The organism is Serratia sp. JSRIV006, from assembly GCF_019968685.1.
Taxonomy (GTDB): domain Bacteria; phylum Pseudomonadota; class Gammaproteobacteria; order Enterobacterales; family Enterobacteriaceae; genus Chania; species Chania fonticola_B.
Genome location: NZ_CP074137.1, coordinates 391,428 through 414,811, shown reverse-complemented (window position 1 = coordinate 414,811; position 23,384 = coordinate 391,428). Strand labels below are relative to the sequence as shown.

Annotated in this window: 13 protein-coding genes and 1 pseudogene; 11 read left to right on the top strand and 3 right to left on the bottom strand. The window is 51.8% G+C overall.

All coding sequences use genetic code 11. The annotated features are described in order from the left end of the window. Positions 1-170: 170 nt before the first annotated feature. Complete coding sequence (locus KGP16_RS01805) at positions 171-8,204, bottom strand: Ig-like domain-containing protein (protein WP_223500693.1); 8,034 nt, start codon at positions 8,202-8,204, stop codon at positions 171-173. A 948-nt stretch (positions 8,205-9,152) separates the two neighbouring features. On the opposite strand from KGP16_RS01805, the gene KGP16_RS01800 reads away from it, so the two are divergent. The 6 genes from KGP16_RS01800 to KGP16_RS01775 all read left to right on the top strand — a co-directional run bounded on the left by KGP16_RS01800 (position 9,153) and on the right by KGP16_RS01775 (position 15,294). Beyond that, a complete protein-coding gene (locus KGP16_RS01800; RefSeq protein WP_059199502.1) occupies positions 9,153-9,650 on the top strand; it encodes a CS1 type fimbrial major subunit in 498 nt (165 codons plus the stop codon). A 469-nt stretch (positions 9,651-10,119) separates the two neighbouring features. Continuing rightward, positions 10,120-12,240, top strand: coding sequence for a TcfC E-set like domain-containing protein (locus KGP16_RS01795; RefSeq protein ID WP_223498748.1), 2,121 nt, complete (start codon positions 10,120-10,122; stop codon positions 12,238-12,240). 71 nt (positions 12,241-12,311) lie between these two features. Continuing rightward, positions 12,312-12,992, top strand: coding sequence for a pilus assembly protein (locus KGP16_RS01790; RefSeq protein ID WP_371822703.1), 681 nt, complete (start codon positions 12,312-12,314; stop codon positions 12,990-12,992). Next, positions 12,961-13,632: a hypothetical protein gene (locus KGP16_RS01785; RefSeq protein WP_218519962.1), complete on the top strand. Its 672-nt coding sequence runs from the start codon at positions 12,961-12,963 to the stop codon at positions 13,630-13,632. Before KGP16_RS01790 ends, KGP16_RS01785 begins: the two co-directional genes overlap by 32 nt. Positions 13,633-13,682: 50 nt before the next feature. Then, positions 13,683-14,180, top strand: a complete 498-nt coding sequence (locus KGP16_RS01780) for a hypothetical protein (RefSeq protein ID WP_196482503.1) — start codon at positions 13,683-13,685, stop codon at positions 14,178-14,180. A gap of 85 nt (positions 14,181-14,265) precedes the next feature. Next, positions 14,266-15,294, top strand: a complete 1,029-nt coding sequence (locus KGP16_RS01775; RefSeq protein ID WP_155621697.1) for a hypothetical protein — start codon at positions 14,266-14,268, stop codon at positions 15,292-15,294. Positions 15,295-15,434: 140 nt separating this feature from the next. Here KGP16_RS01775 and KGP16_RS01770 read toward each other — a convergent pair whose 3' ends face one another. After that, on the bottom strand, positions 15,435-16,364 hold the full coding sequence (locus KGP16_RS01770; RefSeq protein WP_059199497.1) for a LysR substrate-binding domain-containing protein: 930 nt from the start codon (positions 16,362-16,364) through the stop codon (positions 15,435-15,437). 328 nt (positions 16,365-16,692) lie between these two features. Continuing rightward, the gene (locus KGP16_RS01765; protein ID WP_223500689.1) at positions 16,693-17,301 is read right to left on the bottom strand and encodes a LuxR C-terminal-related transcriptional regulator; all 609 of its coding nucleotides are present in this window, start codon (positions 17,299-17,301) and stop codon (positions 16,693-16,695) included. A gap of 692 nt (positions 17,302-17,993) precedes the next feature. Here KGP16_RS01765 and KGP16_RS01760 point away from each other — a divergent pair. From KGP16_RS01760 to KGP16_RS01740, 5 genes and pseudogenes are all read left to right on the top strand, one after another. Then, positions 17,994-18,533: a fimbrial protein gene (locus tag KGP16_RS01760; protein WP_223500688.1), complete on the top strand. Its 540-nt coding sequence runs from the start codon at positions 17,994-17,996 to the stop codon at positions 18,531-18,533. 51 nt (positions 18,534-18,584) lie between these two features. Next, a complete protein-coding gene (locus KGP16_RS01755) occupies positions 18,585-19,286 on the top strand; it encodes a fimbria/pilus periplasmic chaperone (RefSeq protein WP_223500687.1) in 702 nt (233 codons plus the stop codon). 79 nt (positions 19,287-19,365) lie between these two features. Continuing rightward, entirely contained in the window at positions 19,366-21,993 is a 2,628-nt protein-coding gene (locus tag KGP16_RS01750; protein ID WP_223500686.1) for a fimbria/pilus outer membrane usher protein, read from the top strand. A 9-nt stretch (positions 21,994-22,002) separates the two neighbouring features. Next, positions 22,003-23,124, top strand: coding sequence for a fimbrial protein (locus KGP16_RS01745; RefSeq protein WP_223500685.1), 1,122 nt, complete (start codon positions 22,003-22,005; stop codon positions 23,122-23,124). Between the two features lie 90 nt (positions 23,125-23,214). Beyond that, positions 23,215-23,379, top strand: a pseudogene (locus KGP16_RS01740) (GNAT family N-acetyltransferase); the annotation flags it as partial. Positions 23,380-23,384 lie beyond the last annotated feature (5 nt).

The window sequence follows — 23,384 nt, the reverse complement described above, 5'->3', positions numbered from 1 at the left end:
CTCCTGCAAGAGATGTACACAATGAGACAAAACCAACAACTGACCATGGATCAACGATGCCAGATCGAAGACAAAAAAAGCCCCTGTTAAAACAGGGGCTTTTATACTAAGTCATAGTGCCGGGCACTATAGCCGTCAAGCAAAAGTACATTGCCCGACGACCTAGCTGATTAGCCCTTTCCTAAAACAAACTTATTATTGACTGGCGTTGTTCTGAAATCATCTTTAACACCCGTCACTGTGATTGTAACATCTGTGCTGACAATACCATTCGCGTCAGCTAATGCTTGGGTCAAGTAACTATCACTGCCGATAGCATAACTACCACTGACGCCACTTAGCCGTTTCTGATCACTCGCGGCACTTATAGTAATTGTCTCTCCATTTATATCTTTGGCACTTGCCATACCTAACGTATAGGTCAATTCTCCTGCGATTGTATTACCGTAATTATCGTATAACGGTAGCACCTCTACATTCACATAATTTCTCTTGTAGGCATTATTAGTGAACCTTGAATATACCGTCGGTTGACTCACCACCATTATTGGCGTGTCTTGTGCTGCGTTCCATGCGCCCGGTGTTATTGTCACCGTGGTTGACAACCCCTCTAACGCGACACCGGAAGACAATACGGTAATGTTGGCAACACCAGTCTTGGTACCATTAATACTTGCGGTATAGGTACCATTGTTATTGTCAACAACCGCCGTTATCTCGGTGTTCGCCAGATCGGTAACAAACTCAAGATCCAGACCAGTGATTGCGTCACCGTACTCATCCTTGGCCGTCAGGGTGATAGTAGAACCCGTACGGTCATCGGCATTGATACTGGCTTTGCTTGCAATCAACCCCGATTGGGCCGTGCCTACTGCTCTTGGTGTTAACGTGACGGAGCCTGTCACACCTAATGCATTTCCACCTACTTTAACCCCCAGTGTTGCAGTACCCGCAGCCTTACCTGCTGTCAACGTCGCGGTATACACCCCGTTGTTGCCCTCAGTTACACTACCTATGCTACCCAGCGTAGTGCTAAAGGTCACGGTCTGGCCGGTGACTGGATTATCGTTGCTGTCTTTCAGCGTCAACGTAATCACCGTGGCGTCTGTCCCGTTCGCCTCAATACTGGCGGAGGCCGTCTCCAGGCTGGAGTTTTCAGCAACCACATCCCCTGCCACGAAGCTCAGCTCGGTGCTGCTGGTCACGCCGCCCACCTCTGCTTCCACCTTCACGCTGCCCGCCTTATCGCTGGTCACCGGCAGAGCGGCGATACCGTTCTCGTCGGTGGTCACCGTCTGCTGACGGGTCGAACCGTCCGGGTTGGTCACGGTAAAGGTGACATCAAAGCCCGGCAGTGGGTTACCCAGCGCGTCTTTCACCGGCAACTGCACGAGATTCACATCACTGCCGTTGGCCACGGTGTTACCCGCTTCTGCCGTCAGCCCGTTCTCGTCGATCTTGGCCGTGCTGCTGTCAGCCACGAAGCTCAGCTCGGTGCTGCTGGTCACGCCGCCCACCTCTGCTTCCACCTTCACGCTGCCCGCTTTGTCGCTGGTCACCGGCAGAGCGGCGATACCGTTCTCGTCGGTGGTCACCGTCTGCTGACGGGTCGAACCGTCCGGGTTGGTCACGGTAAAGGTGACATCAAAGCCCGGCAGTGGGTTACCCTGCGCGTCTTTCACCGGCAACTGCACGAGATTCACATCACTGCCGTTGGCCACGGTGTTACCCGCTTCTGCCGTCAGCCCGTTCTCGTCGATCTTGGCCGTGCTGCTGTCAGCCACGAAGCTCAGATCGGTGCTGCTGGTCACGCCGCCCACCTCTGCTTCTACCTTGACGCTACCTGCTTTATCGCTGGTTACCGGCAGAGCGGCAATGCCGTTCTCGTCGGTGGTCACCGTCTGCTGACGGGTACTGCCGTCCGGGTTGGTCACGGTAAAGGTGACGTCAAAGCCCGGCACTGGGTTACCCTGCGCGTCCTTCACCGGCAACTGCACGAGGTTCACATCGGTGCCGTTGGCCAGGGTGTTACCCGCTTCTGCCGTCAGGCCGTTCTCGTCGATCTTGGCCGAGGCATTGTCAGCCACGAAGCTCAGCTCGGTGCTGCTGGTCACGCCGCCGACTTCTGCTTCTACCTTGACGCTGCCTGCTTTATCGCTGGTTACCGGCAGAGCGGCAATGCCGTTCTCGTCGGTGGTCACCGTCTGCTGACGGGTACTGCCGTCCGGATCGGTCACGGTAAAGGTGACGTCAACGCCCGGCAGTGGGTTGCCCTTGGCGTCTTTCACCGGCAACTGCACGGTGTTCACGTCGGTGCCGTTGGCGGTGGTGTTACCCGCGTTACCGGTCAGGCCGTTCTCGTCGATGGTCGCGGTGCTGCTGTCGGCCACGAAGCTCAGTTCGGTGCTGCTGGTGACGCCGCCCACCTCTGCTTCCACCTTCACGCTGCCCGCTTTGTCGCTGGTCACCGGCAGAGAGGCGATGCCGTTCTCGTCGGTGGTCACCGTCTGCTGACGGGTAGAGCCGTCCGGGTTGGTCACGGTAAAGGTGACGTCAACGCCCGGCAGTGGGTTGCCCTTGGCGTCTTTCACCGGCAACTGCACGGTGTTCACGTCGGTGCCGTTGGCGGTGGTGTTACCCGCGTTACCGGTCAGGCCGTTCTCGTCGATGGTCGCGGTGCTGCTGTCGGCCACGAAGCTCAGTTCGGTGCTGCTGGTGACGCCGCCCACTTCTGCTTCCACTTTCACGCTGCCTGCTTTATCGCTGGTCACTGGTAGAGCGGCGATGCCGTTCTCGTCGGTGGTCACCGTCTGCTGACGGGTAGAGCCGTCCGGGTTGGTCACGGTAAAGGTGACGTCAACGCCCGGCAGTGGGTTGCCCTTGGCGTCTTTTACCGGCAACTGCACGGTGTTGACATCGCTGCCGTTGGCCAGGGTGTTACCCGCTTTGCCGGTCAGCCCGCTCTCGTCGATCTTGGCCGTACTGTTGTCGGCCACGAAGCTCAGCTCGGTGCTGCTGGTGACGCCGCCCACTTCTGCTTCCACTTTCACACTGCCTGCTTTATCGCTGGTCACTGGTAGAGAGGCGATGCCGTTCTCGTCGGTGGTCACCGTCTGCTGACGGGTGCTGCCGTCCGGGTTGGTCACGGTAAAGGTGACGTCAACGCCCGGCACTGGGTTGCCCTGCGCGTCTTTCACCGGCAACTGCACGGTATTGATGTCGGTGCCGTTGGCGGTGGTGTTACCCGCGTTACCGGTCAGGCCGTTCTCGTCGATGGTCGCGGTGCTGCCGTCGGCCACAAAGCTCAGCTCGGTGCTGCTGGTGACGCCGCCCACTTCTGCTTCCACTTTCACGCTGCCCGCTTGTTCGCTGGTCACCGGCAGAGCGGCAATGCCGTTCTCATCGGTGGTCACGGTCTGCTGACGCGTAGAGCCGTCTGGCGCAGTCACGGTAAAGGTCACATCTACGCCCGGTACTGGGTTGCCCTTGGCGTCTTTCACCGGCAACTGCACGGTGTTCACGTCGGTGCCGTTGGCGGTGGTGTTACCCGCGTTACCGGTCAGGCCGTTCTCGTCGATGGTCGCGGTGCTGCCGTCGGCCACAAAGCTCAGCTCGGTGCTGCTGGTGACGCCGCCCACTTCTGCTTCTACCTTCACGCTGCCTGCTTTATCGCTGGTCACTGGTAGAGAGGCGATGCCGTTCTCGTCAGTGGTCACGGTCTGCTGACGGGTAGAGCCGTCCGGGTTAGTCACGGTAAAGGTGACGTCAAAGCCCGGGATCGGGTTGCCCTGCGCGTCCTTCACTGGCAACTGCACGAGGTTCACATCGCTGCCGTTGGCCAGGGTGTTACCCGCTTTGCCGGTCAGCCCGTTCTCATCGATCTTGGCCGTGCTGTTGTCGGCCACGAAGCTCAGCTCGGTGCTGCTGGTCACGCCGCCGACTTCTGCTTCTACCTTGACGCTGCCTGCTTTATCGCTGGTTACCGGCAGAGCGGCAATGCCGTTCTCGTCGGTGGTCACCGTCTGCTGACGGGTACTGCCGTCCGGGTTGGTCACGGTAAAGGTGACGTCAAAGCCCGGCACTGGGTTACCCTGCGCGTCCTTCACCGGCAACTGCACGAGGTTCACATCGCTGCCGTTGGCCACGGTGTTACCCGCTTCTGCCGTCAGGCCGTTCTCGTCGATCTTGGCCGTGCTGTTGTCGGCCACGAAGCTCAGCTCGGTGCTGCTGGTCACGCCGCCCACCTCTGCTTCCACCTTGACGCTGCCCGCCTTATCGCTGCTCACCGGCAGAGAGGCGATGCCGTTCTCGTCGGTGGTCACCGTCTGCTGACGGGTCGAGCCGTCCGGGTTGGTCACGGTAAAGGTGACGTCAACGCCCGGCAGTGGGTTGCCCTTGGCGTCTTTCACCGGCAACTGCACGGTGTTCACGTCGGTGCCGTTGGCGGTGGTGTTACCCGCGTTACCGGTCAGGCCGTTCTCGTCGATGGTCGCGGTGCTGCCGTCGGCCACAAAGCTCAGCTCGGTGCTGCTGGTGACGCCGCCCACTTCTGCTTCCACTTTCACGCTGCCTGCTTTATCGCTGGTCACTGGTAGAGAGGCGATGCCGTTCTCGTCAGTGGTCACGGTCTGCTGACGGGTAGAGCCGTCCGGGTTGGTCACGGTAAAGGTGACGTCAACGCCCGGCACTGGGTTGCCCTTGGCGTCTTTCACCGGCAACTGCACGGTGTTCACGTCGGTGCCGTTGGCGGTGGTGTTACCCGCGTTACCGGTCAGGCCGTTCTCGTCGATGGTCGCGGTGCTGCTGTCGGCCACGAAGCTCAGTTCGGTGCTGCTGGTGACGCCGCCCACTTCTGCTTCCACTTTCACACTGCCTGCTTTATCGCTGGTCACTGGTAGAGAGGCGATGCCGTTCTCGTCGGTGGTCACCGTCTGCTGACGGGTGCTGCCGTCCGGGTTGGTCACGGTAAAGGTGACGTCAACGCCCGGCACTGGGTTGCCCTGCGCGTCTTTCACCGGCAACTGCACGGTATTGATGTCGGTGCCGTTGGCGGTGGTGTTACCCGCGTTACCGGTCAGGCCGTTCTCGTCGATGGTCGCGGTGCTGCCGTCGGCCACAAAGCTCAGCTCGGTGCTGCTGGTGACGCCGCCCACTTCTGCTTCCACTTTCACGCTGCCCGCTTGTTCGCTGGTCACCGGCAGAGCGGCAATGCCGTTCTCATCGGTGGTCACGGTCTGCTGACGCGTAGAGCCGTCTGGCGCAGTCACGGTAAAGGTCACATCTACGCCCGGTACTGGGTTGCCCTTGGCGTCTTTCACCGGCAACTGCACGGTGTTCACGTCGGTGCCGTTGGCGGTGGTGTTACCCGCGTTACCGGTCAGGCCGTTCTCGTCGATGGTCGCGGTGCTGCCGTCGGCCACAAAGCTCAGCTCGGTGCTGCTGGTGACGCCGCCCACTTCTGCTTCTACCTTCACGCTGCCTGCTTTATCGCTGGTCACTGGTAGAGAGGCGATGCCGTTCTCGTCAGTGGTCACGGTCTGCTGACGGGTAGAGCCGTCCGGGTTGGTCACGGTAAAGGTGACGTCAACGCCCGGCAGTGGGTTGCCCTTGGCGTCTTTCACCGGCAACTGCACGGTGTTCACGTCGGTGCCGTTGGCGGTGGTGTTACCCGCGTTACCGGTCAGGCCGTTCTCGTCGATGGTCGCGGTGCTGCCGTCGGCCACGAAGCTCAGCTCGGTGCTGCTGGTCACGCCGCCGACTTCTGCTTCTACCTTGACGCTGCCTGCTTTATCGCTGGTTACCGGCAGAGCGGCAATGCCGTTCTCGTCGGTGGTCACCGTCTGCTGACGGGTCGAACCGTCCGGATCGGTCACGGTAAAGGTGACGTCAAAGCCCGGCACTGGGTTACCCTGCGCGTCCTTCACCGGCAACTGCACGAGGTTCACATCGTTGCCGTTGGCCACGGTGTTACCCGCTTCTGCCGTCAGCCCGTTCTCGTCGATCTTGGCCGTGCTGTTGTCAGCCACGAAGCTCAGCTCGGTGCTGCTGGTCACACCGCCGACTTCTGCTTCTACCTTGACGCTGCCTGCCTTGTCGCTGGTTACCGGCAGAGCGGCAATGCCGTTCTCGTCGGTGGTCACCGTCTGCTGACGGGTGCTGCCGTCCGGGTTGGTCACGGTAAAGGTGACATCAAAGCCCGGCAGCGGGTTACCCTGCGCGTCTTTCACCGGCAACTGTACGAGATTCACATCGCTGCCGTTGGCCACGGTGCTGCCTGACTTGCCCGACAGGCCGTTCTCGTCGATCTTGGCCGAGGCATTGTCAGCCACGAAGCTCAGCTCGGTGCTGCTGGTCACGCCGCCCACCTCTGCTTCCACCTTCACGCTGCCCGCTTTGTCGCTGGTCACCGGCAGAGAGGCGATGCCGTTCTCGTCGGTGGTCACCGTCTGCTGACGGGTGCTGCCGTCCGGGTTGGTCACAGTAAAGGTGACATCGAAGCCCGGCACTGGGTTGCCCTGTGCGTCTTTCACCGGCAACTGCACGGTGTTGACATCGCTGCCGTTGGCCAAGGTATTACCCAGCTTGCCGGTCAGCCCGTTCTCGTCGATCTTGGCCGAGGCATTGTCTGCCGATAACGTTACGGAAGCCTCTTTCACTGCTATCGCTGACCCGGATACGCTTGCCGTGATCTTCACTACACCCACGCTGCTGCCAGCAGTGAACGTGGCAAGATAGACACCTGGGCGATCTTTGGATTCGCTTACCTCACCTATGGCATGAGCAATGGGGTGTACTGTGGCAGAAGCAGGACTGATTTTGCTTGCCGCTGATGGCGGTTGGAATTGGCTGTTCAGCGTAATCTGCCCGGCGATCCCACTGATTGGACGACCGCTGCCATCCTTCAGTGACAATTCTACTTGCGTTGTTGAGCGACCATCTGCTGGCAAACGCGCATTTTTAATCATCAGATTAGAGGTTGCTGCAATACCAAAACCGGTAACCACGACTTCCCCCTGAGCAGGCTCAGAACGGTTACCCGATTTGTCGATGACGGTCACGCTGATAGGATAGTTGTTATTTCCCAACAGGTTATACGATGGCAACACGGCCTTCCACCCCTGACCATTAGGGATGATTTTCCCGCCAGCGGCGGTAAACAGGTCTGCTTTCCACTCGAATGAAGCAACACCATGCTTACTGGTGACGGTGATCGGTAACTCAATAGTTTGGCCTGAATCCCCCTGTAACAGCGGATCCATCACCACGCTCAGTAACTTCTGCTCACGATATTGCAGAACAATTTCATTATTGCGGTCTACCAGATCGTAACGGCTGCCTGCCAGCGTACGTTTTGCCGCCATATTGGCCGGATCGAGCTGTTTTGACAGTTCGGTGCCGAAGGAATAATTGAGGGAAAGATTGAAACGGGTATCCTCCATACCGCTGGTTCCCTGCTTGTGGTCTACGCCGAAGCTAACCAATGGCACAGGAGAATAATTCACACCGAAAGTGACGGCAGCAGGATCGGACTGGCGTTTATCCTTACCAAATAAACCGACTTCATCACCAAAATACTGCTCATAAACCAGCTTGCCGCCCAATTGTGGCATTGATGGCAGATAGGCTTCTGTACGGATATCAAAGCCATTAGCGGCCTTTTCATCAAAACCGTCCAAATCGCGCGAGTTCTTCCAACCACTCACGCCAAAATAGCCATTGGTAGCAATCCGTAGGTAATCACGTGCATATTCAGCACCAATACCGATGCGTGAGTGACTGCCTTGGATATCGCGATCCAGGAAGAGGTTATAGCCAAACATTTGCTGATCGATAAAATGACGTTGCCCTATGCCAGCGTTGAGCGTGAGGCGATCGTCAATATAGCGCGTACCCAGTTGGCTGAAGGTAAGCAGGCTTGGGGTATCTTGCAGGGGTAACAGAACGTCTAATTGGCTGCCTTTCAGATTAAGTTTGTCATCCAGGTTCAATTGTACTTTGGCAGTACCAAATTGATTCAGCCAGTTTTCAACGGCGTCATTCGCGGTACTGGTCGCAGCACCACGAGCGATAGATTCGGCCTGTTTGGTTGGATCGCCGCTGGCTAACACACCCGCCAAACGGCTTGCTGCCGTCGCAACCGCCTGTTCATCCCCAGTATGGGTATTTTTCGCCGCCATGACTGCCGGGGTATAGGCAATACTCATCGGGAAAACCACTTGGGTAACAATATTAGCCCAGGCTAACAATGTAGCTATCCGAGATTTTTTAAATGCTCCAGCCTTGTGGCGTGAAGGTAAATCGTGCTTTTTCACTGCAACTACCTTATAGATAAATTGAAAAGACATACTTGCAGGAGGGGCCCAATGCATCAGCCACACCTGTTTTTAAGTATTTAAAAGATGTTTTTCTTAATTAAAACCAATACCAATCATTAAGTTATGACTTGAGCGACAATAAAGATGTGACGCTTACACCAATAAAATGGATCTGTGAATTAATTACCTGGCATTAAAATTTAACAAATTAAATCAACAAGATGAAAACCATCAGAAAATAGATTAAGTTCCTCCCGACCAAAGATGATTTTAAGCATTAACGGTAAATGCTGACAGGTGAAATCATTGCAAGCAAAAACCACGACCTTCCGTGATTAAGTTAATGTCCAGTTTCGCTTCTCATGGGGAATGTTCACTGCAGGATAATCATTGGTCTTCCGACTATGATAACTTCATGGCTGTACTTTTCCCTGTTCATCTTGCCACCAAATTTTCACCATTGTATTGGGTATCTTAAAGAACGTAAATAAAGTAATTTTTATCGGTGATAACATAATTTCAATCGATAGCGTTTTTCAGTTAGAGATTGAGTATTAACTTTTCCTATCACTGATAAAAATCTATTGGCTTGTAATCGCTGTTGCGCGGGACTATATTCATCACACACATGAGAGGTTCGTATAAAAAACCAGCCATATGTGGCTTGCTATTATTTATGCCATAAAGTCTAGTGTGAACCAAGGTAAATTACGCTAAGCAGACTGCAAACAATCCTTTAATAAGGGTTTTTTTCACCCTGTTTGGTTTGAACAGGCAATTCAAAGCGATCCTTGATGACAAGGACGTCTGTTAGTTTTAATAATAAGGAAAGTCACCATGAAAAAGATCCTTCTGTCTGTTGTTGCTACCGCTCTGCTGTCGGCCGGTATGGCACATGCCGCCAATGGCGTAAAAAAAGAAATTACCATCGTAGCTAACATCAACGATGCTATTTTTGTTTCTAAGCCAGACGGTAGCACCTGGTATGACAAGGAAGAATTGTTTGCCAAAGATTATACCCAGACTGAGTTTGCTTCTAACGATCTGCCAGTGCGCGTTTACACCACCGACAACGAAGTCAACGTATCTCTGGTTCAACCACTGACTATCAACCGTGCTGATGGTGCCCAGTTGTCTAACGTAGTGGTCAGTTTTGCAGGTAAAACCGTCGTTCAGGGTACCCCGCTGAAAGTGATGCAAACCACTACCGCTCCTGGTGGATATGACAACACCTATACCCTGAAAATTGATGCCAAGGCGCCAACCAATGCAACCGGTAGCACCAATGGTTCATACCAGGGCGATCTGGTCATGTTGTTCGAGCCAAAGGCTTAATAACGCTGTCCTCTTCATACGTCTAGTTGCCTCTGTGTCGACGGTTGTTGCTCGCTCATTCTTGGGGGAGACAGTATGCCACTTTCAGGCAACTCGAATTATTGTAGAGTCGATATCGTAAAGTGTTAAATGACGCTTAATTTCGTAATAAAACTAGGGTTATCTGCGGATAACCCTAATAGCATACGAAGAACGCCATCTTCTGTTTTTATAACGGAAGCTTTCTGTACATCTAGTAAAAGAAATAGATAGGATGTGGCTTATTAATTATTAAAATCAAAAAAATTAATAATAGGTTACTGGCCGTGTTGTTGAGTCTCTATATATGGAATATAAGATGGGCAAATGTATCCCAGGATGGGCAACAGGTTTATTATTATTGACTCCGTCAGCAGCCATTTATGCTGAGGGAGCTCAAATTGAATATCAGGTGCCCGCCGGCTTCTCTGAAGCCGAGCAGGATTCCTCCATGCAATTTCTCGCCACCCTCGACAGCACTCCCTTACCTGGCCCAGTCCGTTGGTCTGCCCAGCAAAATCGGCTTACTTTTGATGAGGCGCTGTATCGCCAAAATGGGATTTCAACCGAGCAGATCGAGTTGCTGAACAAGGTACTGGCACAGATACCTTATGCGGTCTGTCCCAACGGTTGTGACTATACCGTCAAGGGTCAAACCGTCTCGCTCGATAAGGTCAAGCAGTCACTGACTATCACCGATGGCAGCAAGCGTTACGTACAGCCCCGGACCATGATGGGCTTCATCCACAATCAATCGCTGGATGTGCGCACTGCGTCCAACGAATACCGTGCTGTCTCCGCCTTCGGTCAGGGTTATCTTGGTCTGCCTTCACAGAGCTATGGCTACCTGAGCTGGTATTACAACGACAGCAAAAATTTCGATACTCGGACCACCGATCAGGGCATCAGTACCTGGTATTTGCAGAAGAATTTCGCCAATACCTACCTGCGCAGTGGCCGTCAGGACAGCCGCGATACCGCCGCTGGTAGCGTCAGCACGTCACTCAACCCGAGCTTTGACCAGTTTGTCACCTTGGGCAGCCAGGACAACCTGAAGCGCGACAACCAGTCCGCCGGCAAGATGGTGCTGTTCGCTACCGCTGACGGTGACTACGAGTTCTATCGTGATGGCCGTCTTATCCGCCGTCTGCCAGCGGTGATCGGTCGTAACGAGATTGACTATAACCAGTTGCCCGGCGGCTTCTATAGCGTCGAGGTTCGATTGGTCAATCGCAGCGGCCAAGTGGTGAGCAGTGAGAACCAACAGATTGCCAATATCAATTACGGCGGCAGCACTGGCTGGTATGTCACGCTGGGTAAAGAGCTTGATACAGAGAAAAGCCTCCTCAGCGCAGGTGCCAGCTTTCAGACCAACTGGTTTGCGGCCAGCAGCGCACTGCTAAAAGGGACCGGCAACCGTTGGGCGATGGAGCATAACCTCACCCGACCAATGCAAGTCGCAGACATGGAAGTGACGCCGACCGTGGGCGTGATGGCCGGGGAAAAACGCGTTGGTGGCTACGCCAGCCTGAGCGCAGGCAACCAGCAATTGGGGTACCTGACCGCCTCGCAGTACCAGAATACCGCGGTATCCGAGTTCTACCCGGCTAACAACAGCACCGCATTTGGCTATAGCCGACAGTTCGGCCCGACCCGCCTGGGCTACAACTACAGCCGCTATAGCAACAGCGAACGACATCAGTTGCAGAGTACCTGGAACTGGCGTGGCAACGGGGTTTGGGCGGTGATCGCCATGGGTGTGCAGAAAGGTGGCTATGACAACAGCAGCAACAATTACGGGCTGTACCTGAATACCACCATCATGCTGGACCGCAATACCGGCACCCTGAACGCCGCCTACAACAACGGCAAACTCTATACCGGTGGGAGTTACACCCGTGAATTTGAGGACAGCACCGGTACCACCACCGCCGGTATTGACTTCAGTGACGTTGGCCGCACCAACGCGGTTGGCTTGAACGCCCGCCGCAACGGCACCCGTGGGGATGCTTCTTTACGCGTTGGGGTCGACGACCACATCACCAGCGGCAGCTTCAACTACAACGGCATGTTTGCCGCAAGCCAGGATGGATTTGCCTTGGGGCGCACCAGCCCGAGTGGTGCCGCTATGCTGGTTCGTACCCCAAAACTGGGTGACGCGAAATATGGCTTCAAAGTGGAAGGCAATCCGGTTGGTGGTGGCAGTACCTATGCGGTGCCATTGGCCAGCTATCAGGACGTGACTTTTGCCCAGGCGCAGTCGGTAGATGCTGACATGGACATGAATATTCGTCTGCCCGCCAACGTGGTACGCGCTCACCCTGGGCAGGTGTATCCGGTACAAGCCGAGGTGGAAATGAACCTGCTGTATAACGGCTTCCTGGTCAACAACCATGGGGGGCCGGTGAGCGGCACGGTAAGCGAGACAGGTGATACGGTCTATCCGAATGGCTTGTTCTCACTGGCGTCCACGACGTTGATTAAAGAAATCACCGTGACAGGTAAGCAGGGGCGATACCGCTGCGACATGACCAAACCAAAAGATAAACGCTATCTCTGTATAGCAGGTTGAAACGAATCTCCCTGAGGATGTCGCCTGCGGGAACAGCGAAGAATTGACGGGAATGAATAAGGAAAACCATGATTAAACAATTGCAGTCTGCGGTGGTAGTCAGCCTTCTGGCTCTAAGTTACCTGGCTCATGCTGATGGCCAACTGATGGTGATGCCTGCGCGCAGCACCGTTGAGGGGCAGCAACCCCGTACCGTACAGGTCAGCAACCTCGGCGATAAACCACTTTATCTGAAGGTGGATCTGATGCGTGTCGAGAACCCTGGTGAAACCCCGGAGCGCAAGACAGCCATTGGTGATATCACCGTCCCTGAAATGATGGCCAGCCCGGCCAAACTGACGCTGGGGCCGGGCCAGAAACGCGATATCAATCTGGTCGCGTTGAAAGCACCCGCCAGAGAGACGCTCTACCGGCTGTATATCGTCCCGGTGTCCAGCATCAAGGTGGTAGGAGATGAAAACAAAGAAAAAATTAGCGCCCCACTGACCTTCGGTGTGGCTTATGGCGTTTTGGTCCATCACTTGCCTTCTTCAGGGGGACAGACCCGGGCCTGGAGCCATCAATGCACAGCAGGCGGTTTGCAACTGACGTCCAGTGGTAGCGTGCACTCGTTATTCAATCAACTGCAAGCGACCCCGGCAAACAATATGGCAAAGGAACAAAAAGTGTTCCCAGGCACACCATTGGTGTTCCCGGTAAAAACCCTGAAAGGAAATGCCGATGGCCAGCCGTTTGACATCCGTTGCCCGTGAGGTCACAGCATTACTGCTGTGCATCCTCCCTTTTGGGGTGGCACAGGCACTGATTGATATCAGCCCGAAAATTGTTGAGATGCAGGGTGAACAGGCAGTGGTACAGGTCAGCAACACCGGCGATTCGCCGGAATTTGTTGGCATCACTCTGTTTGAGATCGGTAATCCCGGCGTGCCTATCGATGAGGAGCAGTTGATACCTCTGGGGATGAGCAAAGATCCTTATCTGTATGCTGCACCATTCAAACTCTCGCTGGGACCACGCCAGCAGAAACCGGTGCAGTTAACGGCGCTAAAAACGCCGGAAAGAGAGAGGGTGTACCGCCTGGCGGTTATTCCCCAGCAAAAAGCCAGCATTAGCGGTACCCGAGACAATGTAATGTTGGTCAGCCTGGGGTTTAACGGCCTGGTACGCCAGTTGCCGGTTAAGCAGGTTGCTACCTGGCAGCACAGTTGTGAAGCCAGCAGTCTACAGTTGCAGGCCACCGGCACGGTGCGAGTAGCATTCAGCGAACTGAAGCTGAATGGCCAAGCCGTGGATGATTTTAATGTCTACCCCGGCACGCCAAGGCAAATGGCAGGGAGCACATTGAGTGGTAATGTGCAGAACAAGCCCTTCAGCCTTCAGTGCAGCAAATGAGAGCAGACAATAAAGGGATGAACAGCATGAAGTTATGGCAGCAGGCAATAATGGCAGTCTTACTGCTGACAGGGAGCACGGTATATGCTGCTGACACCACGCTGGGCAGCGTGCCCATCAGCATTACCCTCACCAATCTGGTTCAGATCACGGTAGAGAAACCGGGCGGTGGTTGGTATGACATGTTAACACTCAGCAACAGCGTGGGCAGTGACATCACGCGCTATCAGGCTCAGGTACCGGTTCAGGTGAGCATCCGCAATGGACAAGACTTTAGGGTCTCATTGGTTAATCCGCTAATAATGAATCATGAAACCGACGCCGCGCTGGCTTTTACCACCGAACAAGTCGGGTTTGGCAGCAACGCAACCACGCTAAAACCACTGGGTGCTACGCCGGTAGATTTCAGAAATCCTACACAGGTAGGAGGCATCTCGACGGGCAGCTATCTGCTTTCCGTCTCCGCTCGCCAGCCTACAGGTGTGCTGGGGAAAATATCGGGCAATTACGTCGGTAAACTGATAATGATGTTTGAAGTTAAAGTTTAAGGAAAACTAAAACGCCCTTGCGAATACAGCAATGGCGTGAGTTGAAAAATCAATTGAAAGCTTACGCGCTAATCGCGAGAGAGATATGAAAATAATAGTAACCTTATCCCGCTTGATGGCTTGCTCTCTGCTGGCATTAAGCACGCACGCAATGGCGATTACCTATAATCAAACCATCACTGACTGCTCTATTACCAAACTGGGCACGAATAAATGGCAGGCAAAATTCAACTACGTAGTAACACCTGTGGCAGGGGCAAGTACATCTATTCGAAGCAACTTTTATGTAGAGGTCCCCACAACGATAGGTTCTAACCTTGCGGTTAATGCACAAGGTAACTCAACGACTTCTTTTAGTAATGTCTCCACCCAGGCAAGTATCGGTAACAATATAGGCACTCGTCTATTAAGTTTTTTTGGTATTCCTAACGCTAGCATAATTCAATTCAGTTCGCCTGTTTCCATCGACTTCACTACGGATACTGCGGGAGCTTATCCTGGTTTACGAGGCCGTCTTACAACCGAAAACATGAGTGGTTCTGGACAGAGTGGTGGGGCTCAGACCAGTGTGGTTTATATTTCAGCTATTGGCTGCATGCTTTCCATGACGGATCTACCTAGGACTGAAGATGTTGATATACCAGAACCAGTATTCAGCATGAGCTCAGCCGTGTGGCAACTAGACACTCTTGATTTGAGCAATTTACCCGATATTACTGTAGCGGGAAACGGTTATGCCGCATCAGTTAAGAATATCGCCAGCAATAATCTGTGTATCAACTATGTAACGGCAGGAGTAAAAAATAAAACCTATGCGTTAAGCGTAACAAATACCTCAAGCATACAGGGGGGACGTAGTTTATTTTCCCTACAAGGCACGGCTAGCCAGTTGTTTTATAACCTGCAGTTGGCCAGCAACGACGGGATGGCCGCAAACAACTTCAGTTTCCCGACGGCAAGCGCTAAATACATCACATTGACGCAGACTGCCAGTAGTACTCCTGATCGTAGCCAGATGTGTTGGACGCCAAAGATCAACCTGTTTAAAAGCGCGGCGACGAAAGAAGGGATGCACACGGGTAGCCTAAATTTTATCATCAGCCCCAAAGCATAACTCAATATTCACTTTATCTAGTTTTTATTGATTATTAACAAACCCCAGATGGGGAATCGGAACGATTTATCCTCATGTCACTTCAAGTTGCGGCTAGTCACCACTGCGGCAACTTGAAGGACGACGGGTAAAGCCATTGATTATTCAACCTCACTAGACCAAGGATAGATCTTACATTCCCTTTGCAGTTTATCTATCATGGTCCTGGCATGCATCGTCAACGGTAAACGATGAGAATAGATAAAACTGTAGGACGCATCGGGCAACTGCTCTTCGATCGGAATCATGCACAACTGCTGGCTTAGATAAGGTACCCGAAGCATCTCTTTCGCGGCCACGGTCAAAAAGCCAGCATTCATTACCATCTGCAACGTGATGGCCGCTGTGTCCCCCCGAATAATGGTCTGCGTGTTCTCTTCCCCTTCGGGGAACAGCAGTGCATCAAGTTCACCGAAGTAACCTATTTTCGCCGTGGGTAAATACCATTTGGCCTGTTTGAGCTGACTCAGCGAGGTACTCTTGGCCAATGGATGATCTCGGTGTGCCACCACGGCAAAAGGAGTGGTAAAGAATGGCTCTTCAATAAATTCGCTAGCCAGGATCGTTTCCGGCGACGTTGCACCGATGACGAAGTCTAATTCTCCCCCTCGCAGGGCAGGTAATAGCTCAGAAATTTGGCCTTCTGTGAGATTGATGTTGACCTGCGGAAAGCGTTTATTAAAACGCTGGATTGCCGCTGGCAACATGGTAAAAAAGGGTAACGACGAACTCCCCAACTCAATGGTTCCCTGAGAGGTGGCACTAAGCTGCTTTGCTTCATTGACTGCGCGCTCTAACTCTTTCAACACCAATTGAACTCGGGGCTCAAAAAGTTTACCTGCTTCGGTCAGTACCACGCCACGCGGCCCACGCATCAGAAGTGGAGTGCCTAACATTTTCTCAAGTTCATTCATTGATTGTGTCAATGCAGGCTGAGTCTGATGCAGGGCTTTGGCTGCAGCCCGAAAACTCCCGTGTTCGATAATCGACTGGAACACTTTAAGCTGGTTAGGTTTGGGCAGATTTTTCATAATGATGATATCTGTTTCTCACTATATTATTGATTTTTATATTCCATTATAGGGACATAAAACCCTCTTAAGACAAAACCGGTCAGGGAACGACGCTGCTATTAATTCGTTTTTATCTTAGTTAAAAACAGGCAATGACAAGATAAAGCGAGATATTGATGACTTATCCTGATGCCGATATGGCAACGTCCCACAAGATTGGTGGGTAATGAATTAAGGCACAGGCCGTTAATGCATCAGTAACGAACTACCACCAGCATTATGCTGTTTTCCTTCCCTTTTATATCCATGAATTTATCTTACTTTACGACTCGATTTGCTATATCGCTTACAGACTAATTTGACCCAATACCCTCTCCCAAGGCGAAGCGCTCTTGTTATATTTTCTTTTCCCCATCAGATTCACCAAGGGGCATAATGAACGAACCCCCAGCTTGGCCAAGGCTGCACGTTTATGATGGCTTACTGTTCTGAAATTTAGTTTCAAGTCGTCAGCTATCTTTCTCGCGGTGTCACCATCCAGCAGCATGCGCAGAATCTCTAATTCACGCGGTGTAAGCATTGTGGAACGTTTTCCGAAACCTGACTCTTTATTCACGGTCGTGCTCAGCAATTCCCTACTTAACTCATCAATCGTTATTGCCTTATCCAGTATCATACTGACGTTTCTCAACCCACTAAAGTAACATTTTAGTGGGTTGACATCGGCTATATCACCTATCAGTATCACTTTGCTGTTGGGATGCATTTTCGGCAAACGTTCTCCAACAAGTTGCAACAGTGAGGTCAGGTTATAATCACGGTTACAGACCGTTAGGATGACTAAATTCACTACTGGCAAGACATTTAAAGCGCCCTCGCATTCTAAAAAACTACCGCTACTGTCTACAATATCAAGAGAGACCGATAAATCCGTCTCTTTAATTAATGCTTCCAACCCTGCTCGCATAAAATTACAGGAACATTGTACAACGACCTTTTGCCTTCTCATTACTTCCTCATGGTTTTTTGGATATGATGCTTTTGGTAAGATTTTCTTCTTAAAACACCAGACGCGTTGATCTAGCTGTTACGATGTTTTGCTGTGAGATTGCCTCTCCCTGCAATGAATGGCATCTGAACATTTTGCAATGCTAATAGCTTTAGTTAAAGGTGATACCTATAGATATTAACAAGTGTAATCCCATCCTTATTTTCAGCCAGTATAGGATTTTACTTGATCGTTGTGAAGGAAGTATTTTCTATCGGTGATAATTTAAAGTAATAAACCCACCCTATAATAATAATCTTCAGGGGTATTAGAAAGAGTTATGAGTGCACTACCGTTGTTTTATAAGGTTTTTATTGCTTAAAATAACTTATTTTTATCACCCATAGAAAAAACTATATTTACAGAGGCTATATTTAATCCCTATAGTACACCTCGTTGAAAGGGCACTTCACTTAAAAGAGAACATCATTTCTTTCTTTATATAGGAAAGGTTAAACACAACCTTCTTATTACTGATAAGCCTGTGAGAGGTAACTCTATTTGGAAGAGCTACCACATCTTATTCAACAACTAACGTACTTATTCACAGCGTCTTTTTATAAACACGGCGCTTTGTTAACTGTAATTAAGGAATGTAAATGAACAAATTTATCCTGTCTGCTATTGCAGGTGTCATGCTCTCTTCTGGTCTGGCACAGGCTGCTTCTGGCGGTACCATCAATTTTCAGGGACAGTTAAGTAATAACACCTGCGAGGTCGTTGTCGACGGCCAAGCTAGCAACCCAACGGTTACCCTGCCAATTGTTAGTATTAGTCAACTAGGAAGTGCGGCACAGACGGCCGGGCTCACCGGTTTCACCCTGGCACTGGCCAACTGCAGCGGTAGTTTGAAAACCGCCTCCGCTTTCTTTGAAGCAGGCGCAGCGGTAGATGTGCTTACCGGCCGCCTTAAAAACACCGGTACGGCACAAAACGTCAGTTTGCAATTGCGTGACGGCACCAGTGCTTCTCAAGCGGTGATCAAAGCGGGTAACGCGGATCAGATCAACGGCAACTCATTTGTTAACGTCGAGGCTGGTAGCACTAACTTGCCCTATTTTGTTGAATATTATGCTGAAGGTGCAACCACCCCAGGCACCGTCGTCAGCAGTGTTGTTTACTCTATTCAGTACAAGTAATGCCTTGAGGGAGGGGCTCCCCCTCCCAAATAATCTACTTCAGGAGACTTTATGCGTTTTCCCTTTCAAAGCATTTTACGAGTAGCTGGCTTGGCCGTGGTGGCCCTATTCAGTACTCATAGTTTGGCAAGTATCGTGATTAATGGGACACGAGTTATTTACCCTTCGGATCAAAAAGAAGTCAGCGTCAGACTTGATAATACGGGTAATTCTCCCGTCTTGATCCAAAGCTGGTTGGATACGGGTGATATTAATGCCAAACCGGCAGCGATTAAGGTTCCCTTTATACTTAGTCCCCCAATAAACCGAGTTGAAGGAGGCAAGGGCCAGACGCTACGGATTAGTTACTCAGGGGGGTCGTTACCCATGGATAAAGAGTCGGTATTTTGGCTCAACGTACTGGAAGTACCCGCCAAGAAACAGGCAAAATCTGATGAAAACTACCTGCAAATGGCGTTTCGCTCACGCATTAAAGTGTTTTATCGCCCAGCAGGATTGGCAGGTAACGCGAATGATGCCGCTCAGGCAGTCACTTGGAGCGTAAAAGGCAGTAGCCTGCAGGCGTTCAACCCAACACCCTATTATGTGTCTTTTGTCAGCCTAACGGTAAATGGCAAAAAAATTGAGGGCGAGATGGTAGCACCGAAATCAACCCTAACCTTGGCAGTATCTGCTACTAAGGGGAATACAGTGAGCGGTGAATTTGTTAACGACTACGGCGCCATTAATTCATTTAACGCCGAAATTAAATAGTCTTGGTTTGAGTTATACGCGTAATTTCTTTAACTAGGCATCCATCAATATTCGGCAAGCAATCTTCAAGAGAGTTATCATGTTAAAAGCTTCACCCCACGGCTTGAAGAGTCAATTATCACCTTTAGCCCTGGTTATTTTGTCGACTTTTTTTGTTGGTAGTGCAAATGCTAATACTGTTGCCATAGCACCTCAGGAAGCCACCCAGGGTGTTGAGTTTGATGCTTTTTTTCTGAAAATGGATGACGAGGCGTCGGTTGACCTAAGCCGTTTTACCCACGGTGCCTCTGCACTACCAGGGATATACCGCACAGCGATATATGTCAACAATGTGCTAGTCGATAATAAAGAAATTGAATTTAAGTCACGTGAAGACAAATCTGTTTATCCATGCTTGACCACTGAAATAATAAAAAACATCGCCTTTGATTATGAGAAATTGCCGGCGGAAATGTTAAACGCTACGGATACTGGTGTGCAATGTGTCGATCTACAACGTAAATTACCTGACGCCCAAGTTAATTTTGACAGCAGCGAACAGCGCCTGGATTTACTGATCCCTCAGATTTATATGTTGAAATCAGCACGTGGTAGCGTCAGCACGGAATTGTGGGACAGCGGTATTGCTGCCCTGATGTTCGGTTATAACGTGAATGGATATTCCAGCGAGTCACAAGGCAAAACCTTTAACTCACTGTATGCCGGGGTGAATGCAGGGCTGAATATTGACGCCTGGTATTTACGGCATAACGGTGCTTACAACTGGATGGAGAACGGGCCTGCGCAATATAGCAACCGCAACACCTATTTACAGCGGGATATTCCACAAATCATGGGCCGCGCAGTCATTGGACAAGCCAATACGCACGGGCAGCTGTTTGACACCTTGCCGTTCACCGGCCTGCAACTGACCAGTGATGAACGTATGCTACCAGGCTCACAACGCGGCTATGCGCCAGATATCAGAGGGATTGCGCGTACCAATGCCAGAGTAACGGTACGCCAGAACGATCAGGTGCTCTATGAAACCACTGTCACACCCGGTGAGTTTCTGATCAACGATCTATACCCAACCGGGTATGGTGGCGACCTGGAGGTGACGGTGCGTGAAGCGGATGGCACTGAGCAACGCTTCCGGGTGCCCTATGCATCTGCGGCGCAACTGTTGCGCCCGGGCTCATCACACTACGCCGTTACCGCTGGCAGTTTACGCAGCGACAATCTGCGTAGTAACCCCGGGCTCTATCAGTTGACCTATCAGCGTGGGTTGACCAATACCATCACCGGTTACACCGGTTTGCAGGCAAGCCAGGGCTATACCGCATTGCAGTTAGGCGCTGCCGTTGGTACTCCCATCGGAGCCGTGGCTTTTGACGTCACCCAGGCGAGTGCTCAGGTAGAAAATAAGGCAGATGAGCAGCTTGGCAAAACCTTTAAGGGGCAGAGTTATCACCTCAGTTACAGCAAAGTGATTGCTGAAACCAATAGTAACCTGTCGCTGGCGGCGTCCCGCTTCTCCTCTGATGGTTATCTGGATTTTATGACCGCCATGGAAAGCCGTGATGCAGTAACCAGGGGAGACTCTCCGGAATCGGTATCACGTGCTAAAAATCGTTTCACCGTCACGGCAGGACAGGGGCTGGCTGAAGGCTGGGGGCAGTTGAATATAAGTGGTTCAATGCAGAACTATTGGAATAGAGAAGGTAGCGAGAAGCAATTTCAGGTGGGTTACAGCAACCAATACCAGCGCTTGAGCTATAGCATCAGTGCCAACCGCAGCTATTCCAGCCTGGGAAATAACCAGAATAATTATCTGCTCAGCTTTAGCTTGCCGCTGGGTCGTGAAGACAGGATGCATACACCTCAGTTGCGCACGGACCTTTCCCACGACAGCAGTGGCCGTTACGGTCAGCAGGTCAGTATTACCGGTACGGCAGGTGAGCAGAGTCAAATGGGTTATGCAGTAACGGCGATGAATGCCAACCAGGGAGTGGGTACCAGTGGCTCGGTCAGCGGTAGCTATAACAACTCAGCAACTGCGGTAAACGGTAGCTACGGCATCGGCAAAGGTTATCGCAGCATGGCAGCAGGTATGAGCGGGACGGTGATCGGGCATTCCGGCGGCGTAACCTTAACCCCCTATACCTCGGAGACTTATGCCCTGGTTGAAGCCAAAGGGGCGGAGGGGTCTGGCGTGTCGTCTTATCAGAACGTGACCATCGATTCCCGTGGTTATGCGCTAGTACCGTATCTGAATGCCTATCAGTTGAATGACGTCAGCATCGATCCGAAAGGCTCTTCTGCCAATGTTGAGCTGGATAATACCCGGCAGAGAGTAGTTCCTCATGCAGGTGCGGTAGTCAAAGTGAAATATGAGACCAAGAAAGGGACCCCTATCCTGATCGATGCCACATATCTAGGTGAACCATTGATCTTTGGCGCTGAGGTATTTGATAGCAAGGACAACAGTGTCGGTTCCGTGGGGCAAGGCGGGCAAGTACATGCGCGCGTGGCGCAGGATAAAGGGCAGTTGACAGTGAAATGGGGTGAGGGGCGTGCAATGCAATGCAGCCTGGGTTACCGATTAATACCACAGGCAAAGAGCAATGCGCAGAACGCTATTCAGCAGTTTAACTCGGTGTGCCAACCCAGCGCAGCACAGCCTCATAACAGCAGCGATAAAACTCTTGTATATAGCGGTTCGTAAGGTAGAGAAATGAGTAGATTAATCAATAAAATGAGTCTGGTAACACTGCTGCTGGGTATGGCGGCAATCTATGCGCATTGCGCGAGTGCGGCAACCTGTTCGTTTGCTGCAGGTAATAATAGGTATATCGCAACGGTGCCTCTGCAAACTCAGAATATTACCATAGGGCCAGATACGCCGAATGGAACCGTACTGCTTTCACATTATATCGGTGGTAACGCTACAGCAGGAAACTCACCTTCTCCCACGTTTACTTGTACTTCGTCACCAACCAGTTACAGCGTACTGGCAAGATACGTGACTACCAGCACGCCAAAACCTCTATCAGCCTGGAATGGTTCACCCTATCCAGGACAGGTTTATGAAACAGGTGTACCTGGTATAGGGGCTGTCGTGTCTTATTGGGGAAGGGCATTTCCAACTGACAGACAAACCATCCCTGTTGGCAGTAATGTGCCCTTTACGGGAACGGTTGGTACAGAATTTGATCTGACATTGATTAAGATTGGGCCGGTGTCACCAGGTACGATCAGGGGGAGTGATTTACCTAGCGTCGCTGTGCAAGCGACCCCAACTGGGGGCTCTCCACTGAGTTTAAACGCGATCAATTTTTCAGGTAGCATCAATATAGTGTCGCAAACTTGCCAAACGCCGGATGTGAATGTAGCGATGGGAACCGTCAATATCGCTCAGAACTTTAAGGGGCCAGCTTCTGCCTCTACCTGGCAAGATGCATCAATACGTTTGACTAATTGCCCACGCTTCCACGGCACTAAGTTTCAGTTAAGAACTTTTACCCGCGAGGGGAGTCCAACAAACAGTTCCACCCCTAATTCACTGGAGCTTAAATTGGCACCCAATACCGCTATTATTGATAGTGCCAAAGGGATTTTAGGGATTAAGACTGGAGCGGAAAGTGCTACGGGGGTAGGTATTCAAATGGCTTATGGTAGTGTCAATGATGCATCCCCTACCCTGGTCAATTTTGCTGGTAGCAGAAGCTTTAACATGGTCAATAATGATGCGACCACGCAGACGTTGCCATTGGTGGCTAGATACATACAGACCGGCGATCAAATAACACCGGGGAAAGCGGATGCGGCAGTGACCTTCATGATTAATTATTATTAAGCCACATAGGATTATCTTGGGCCACGTAATCGCGGTATGTGCCGAGTTGTAGGGATAACTGCCCCCAGTTCAAAGTGATTAGCCTTAAAATTACGGGTAATCCAGGTTGCGGAAACCATTGGCATTCGCGGGATGCTGGTGAATGCGTTATCCGTTGAAGTCAGAGAATTCTATCTACGAGTGGGATTTGAACCTTCCCCCCTCGATCCGATGATGCTGATGATAACGTTGGGGGATTTGATCGAGAGTCTTTAGTGGGG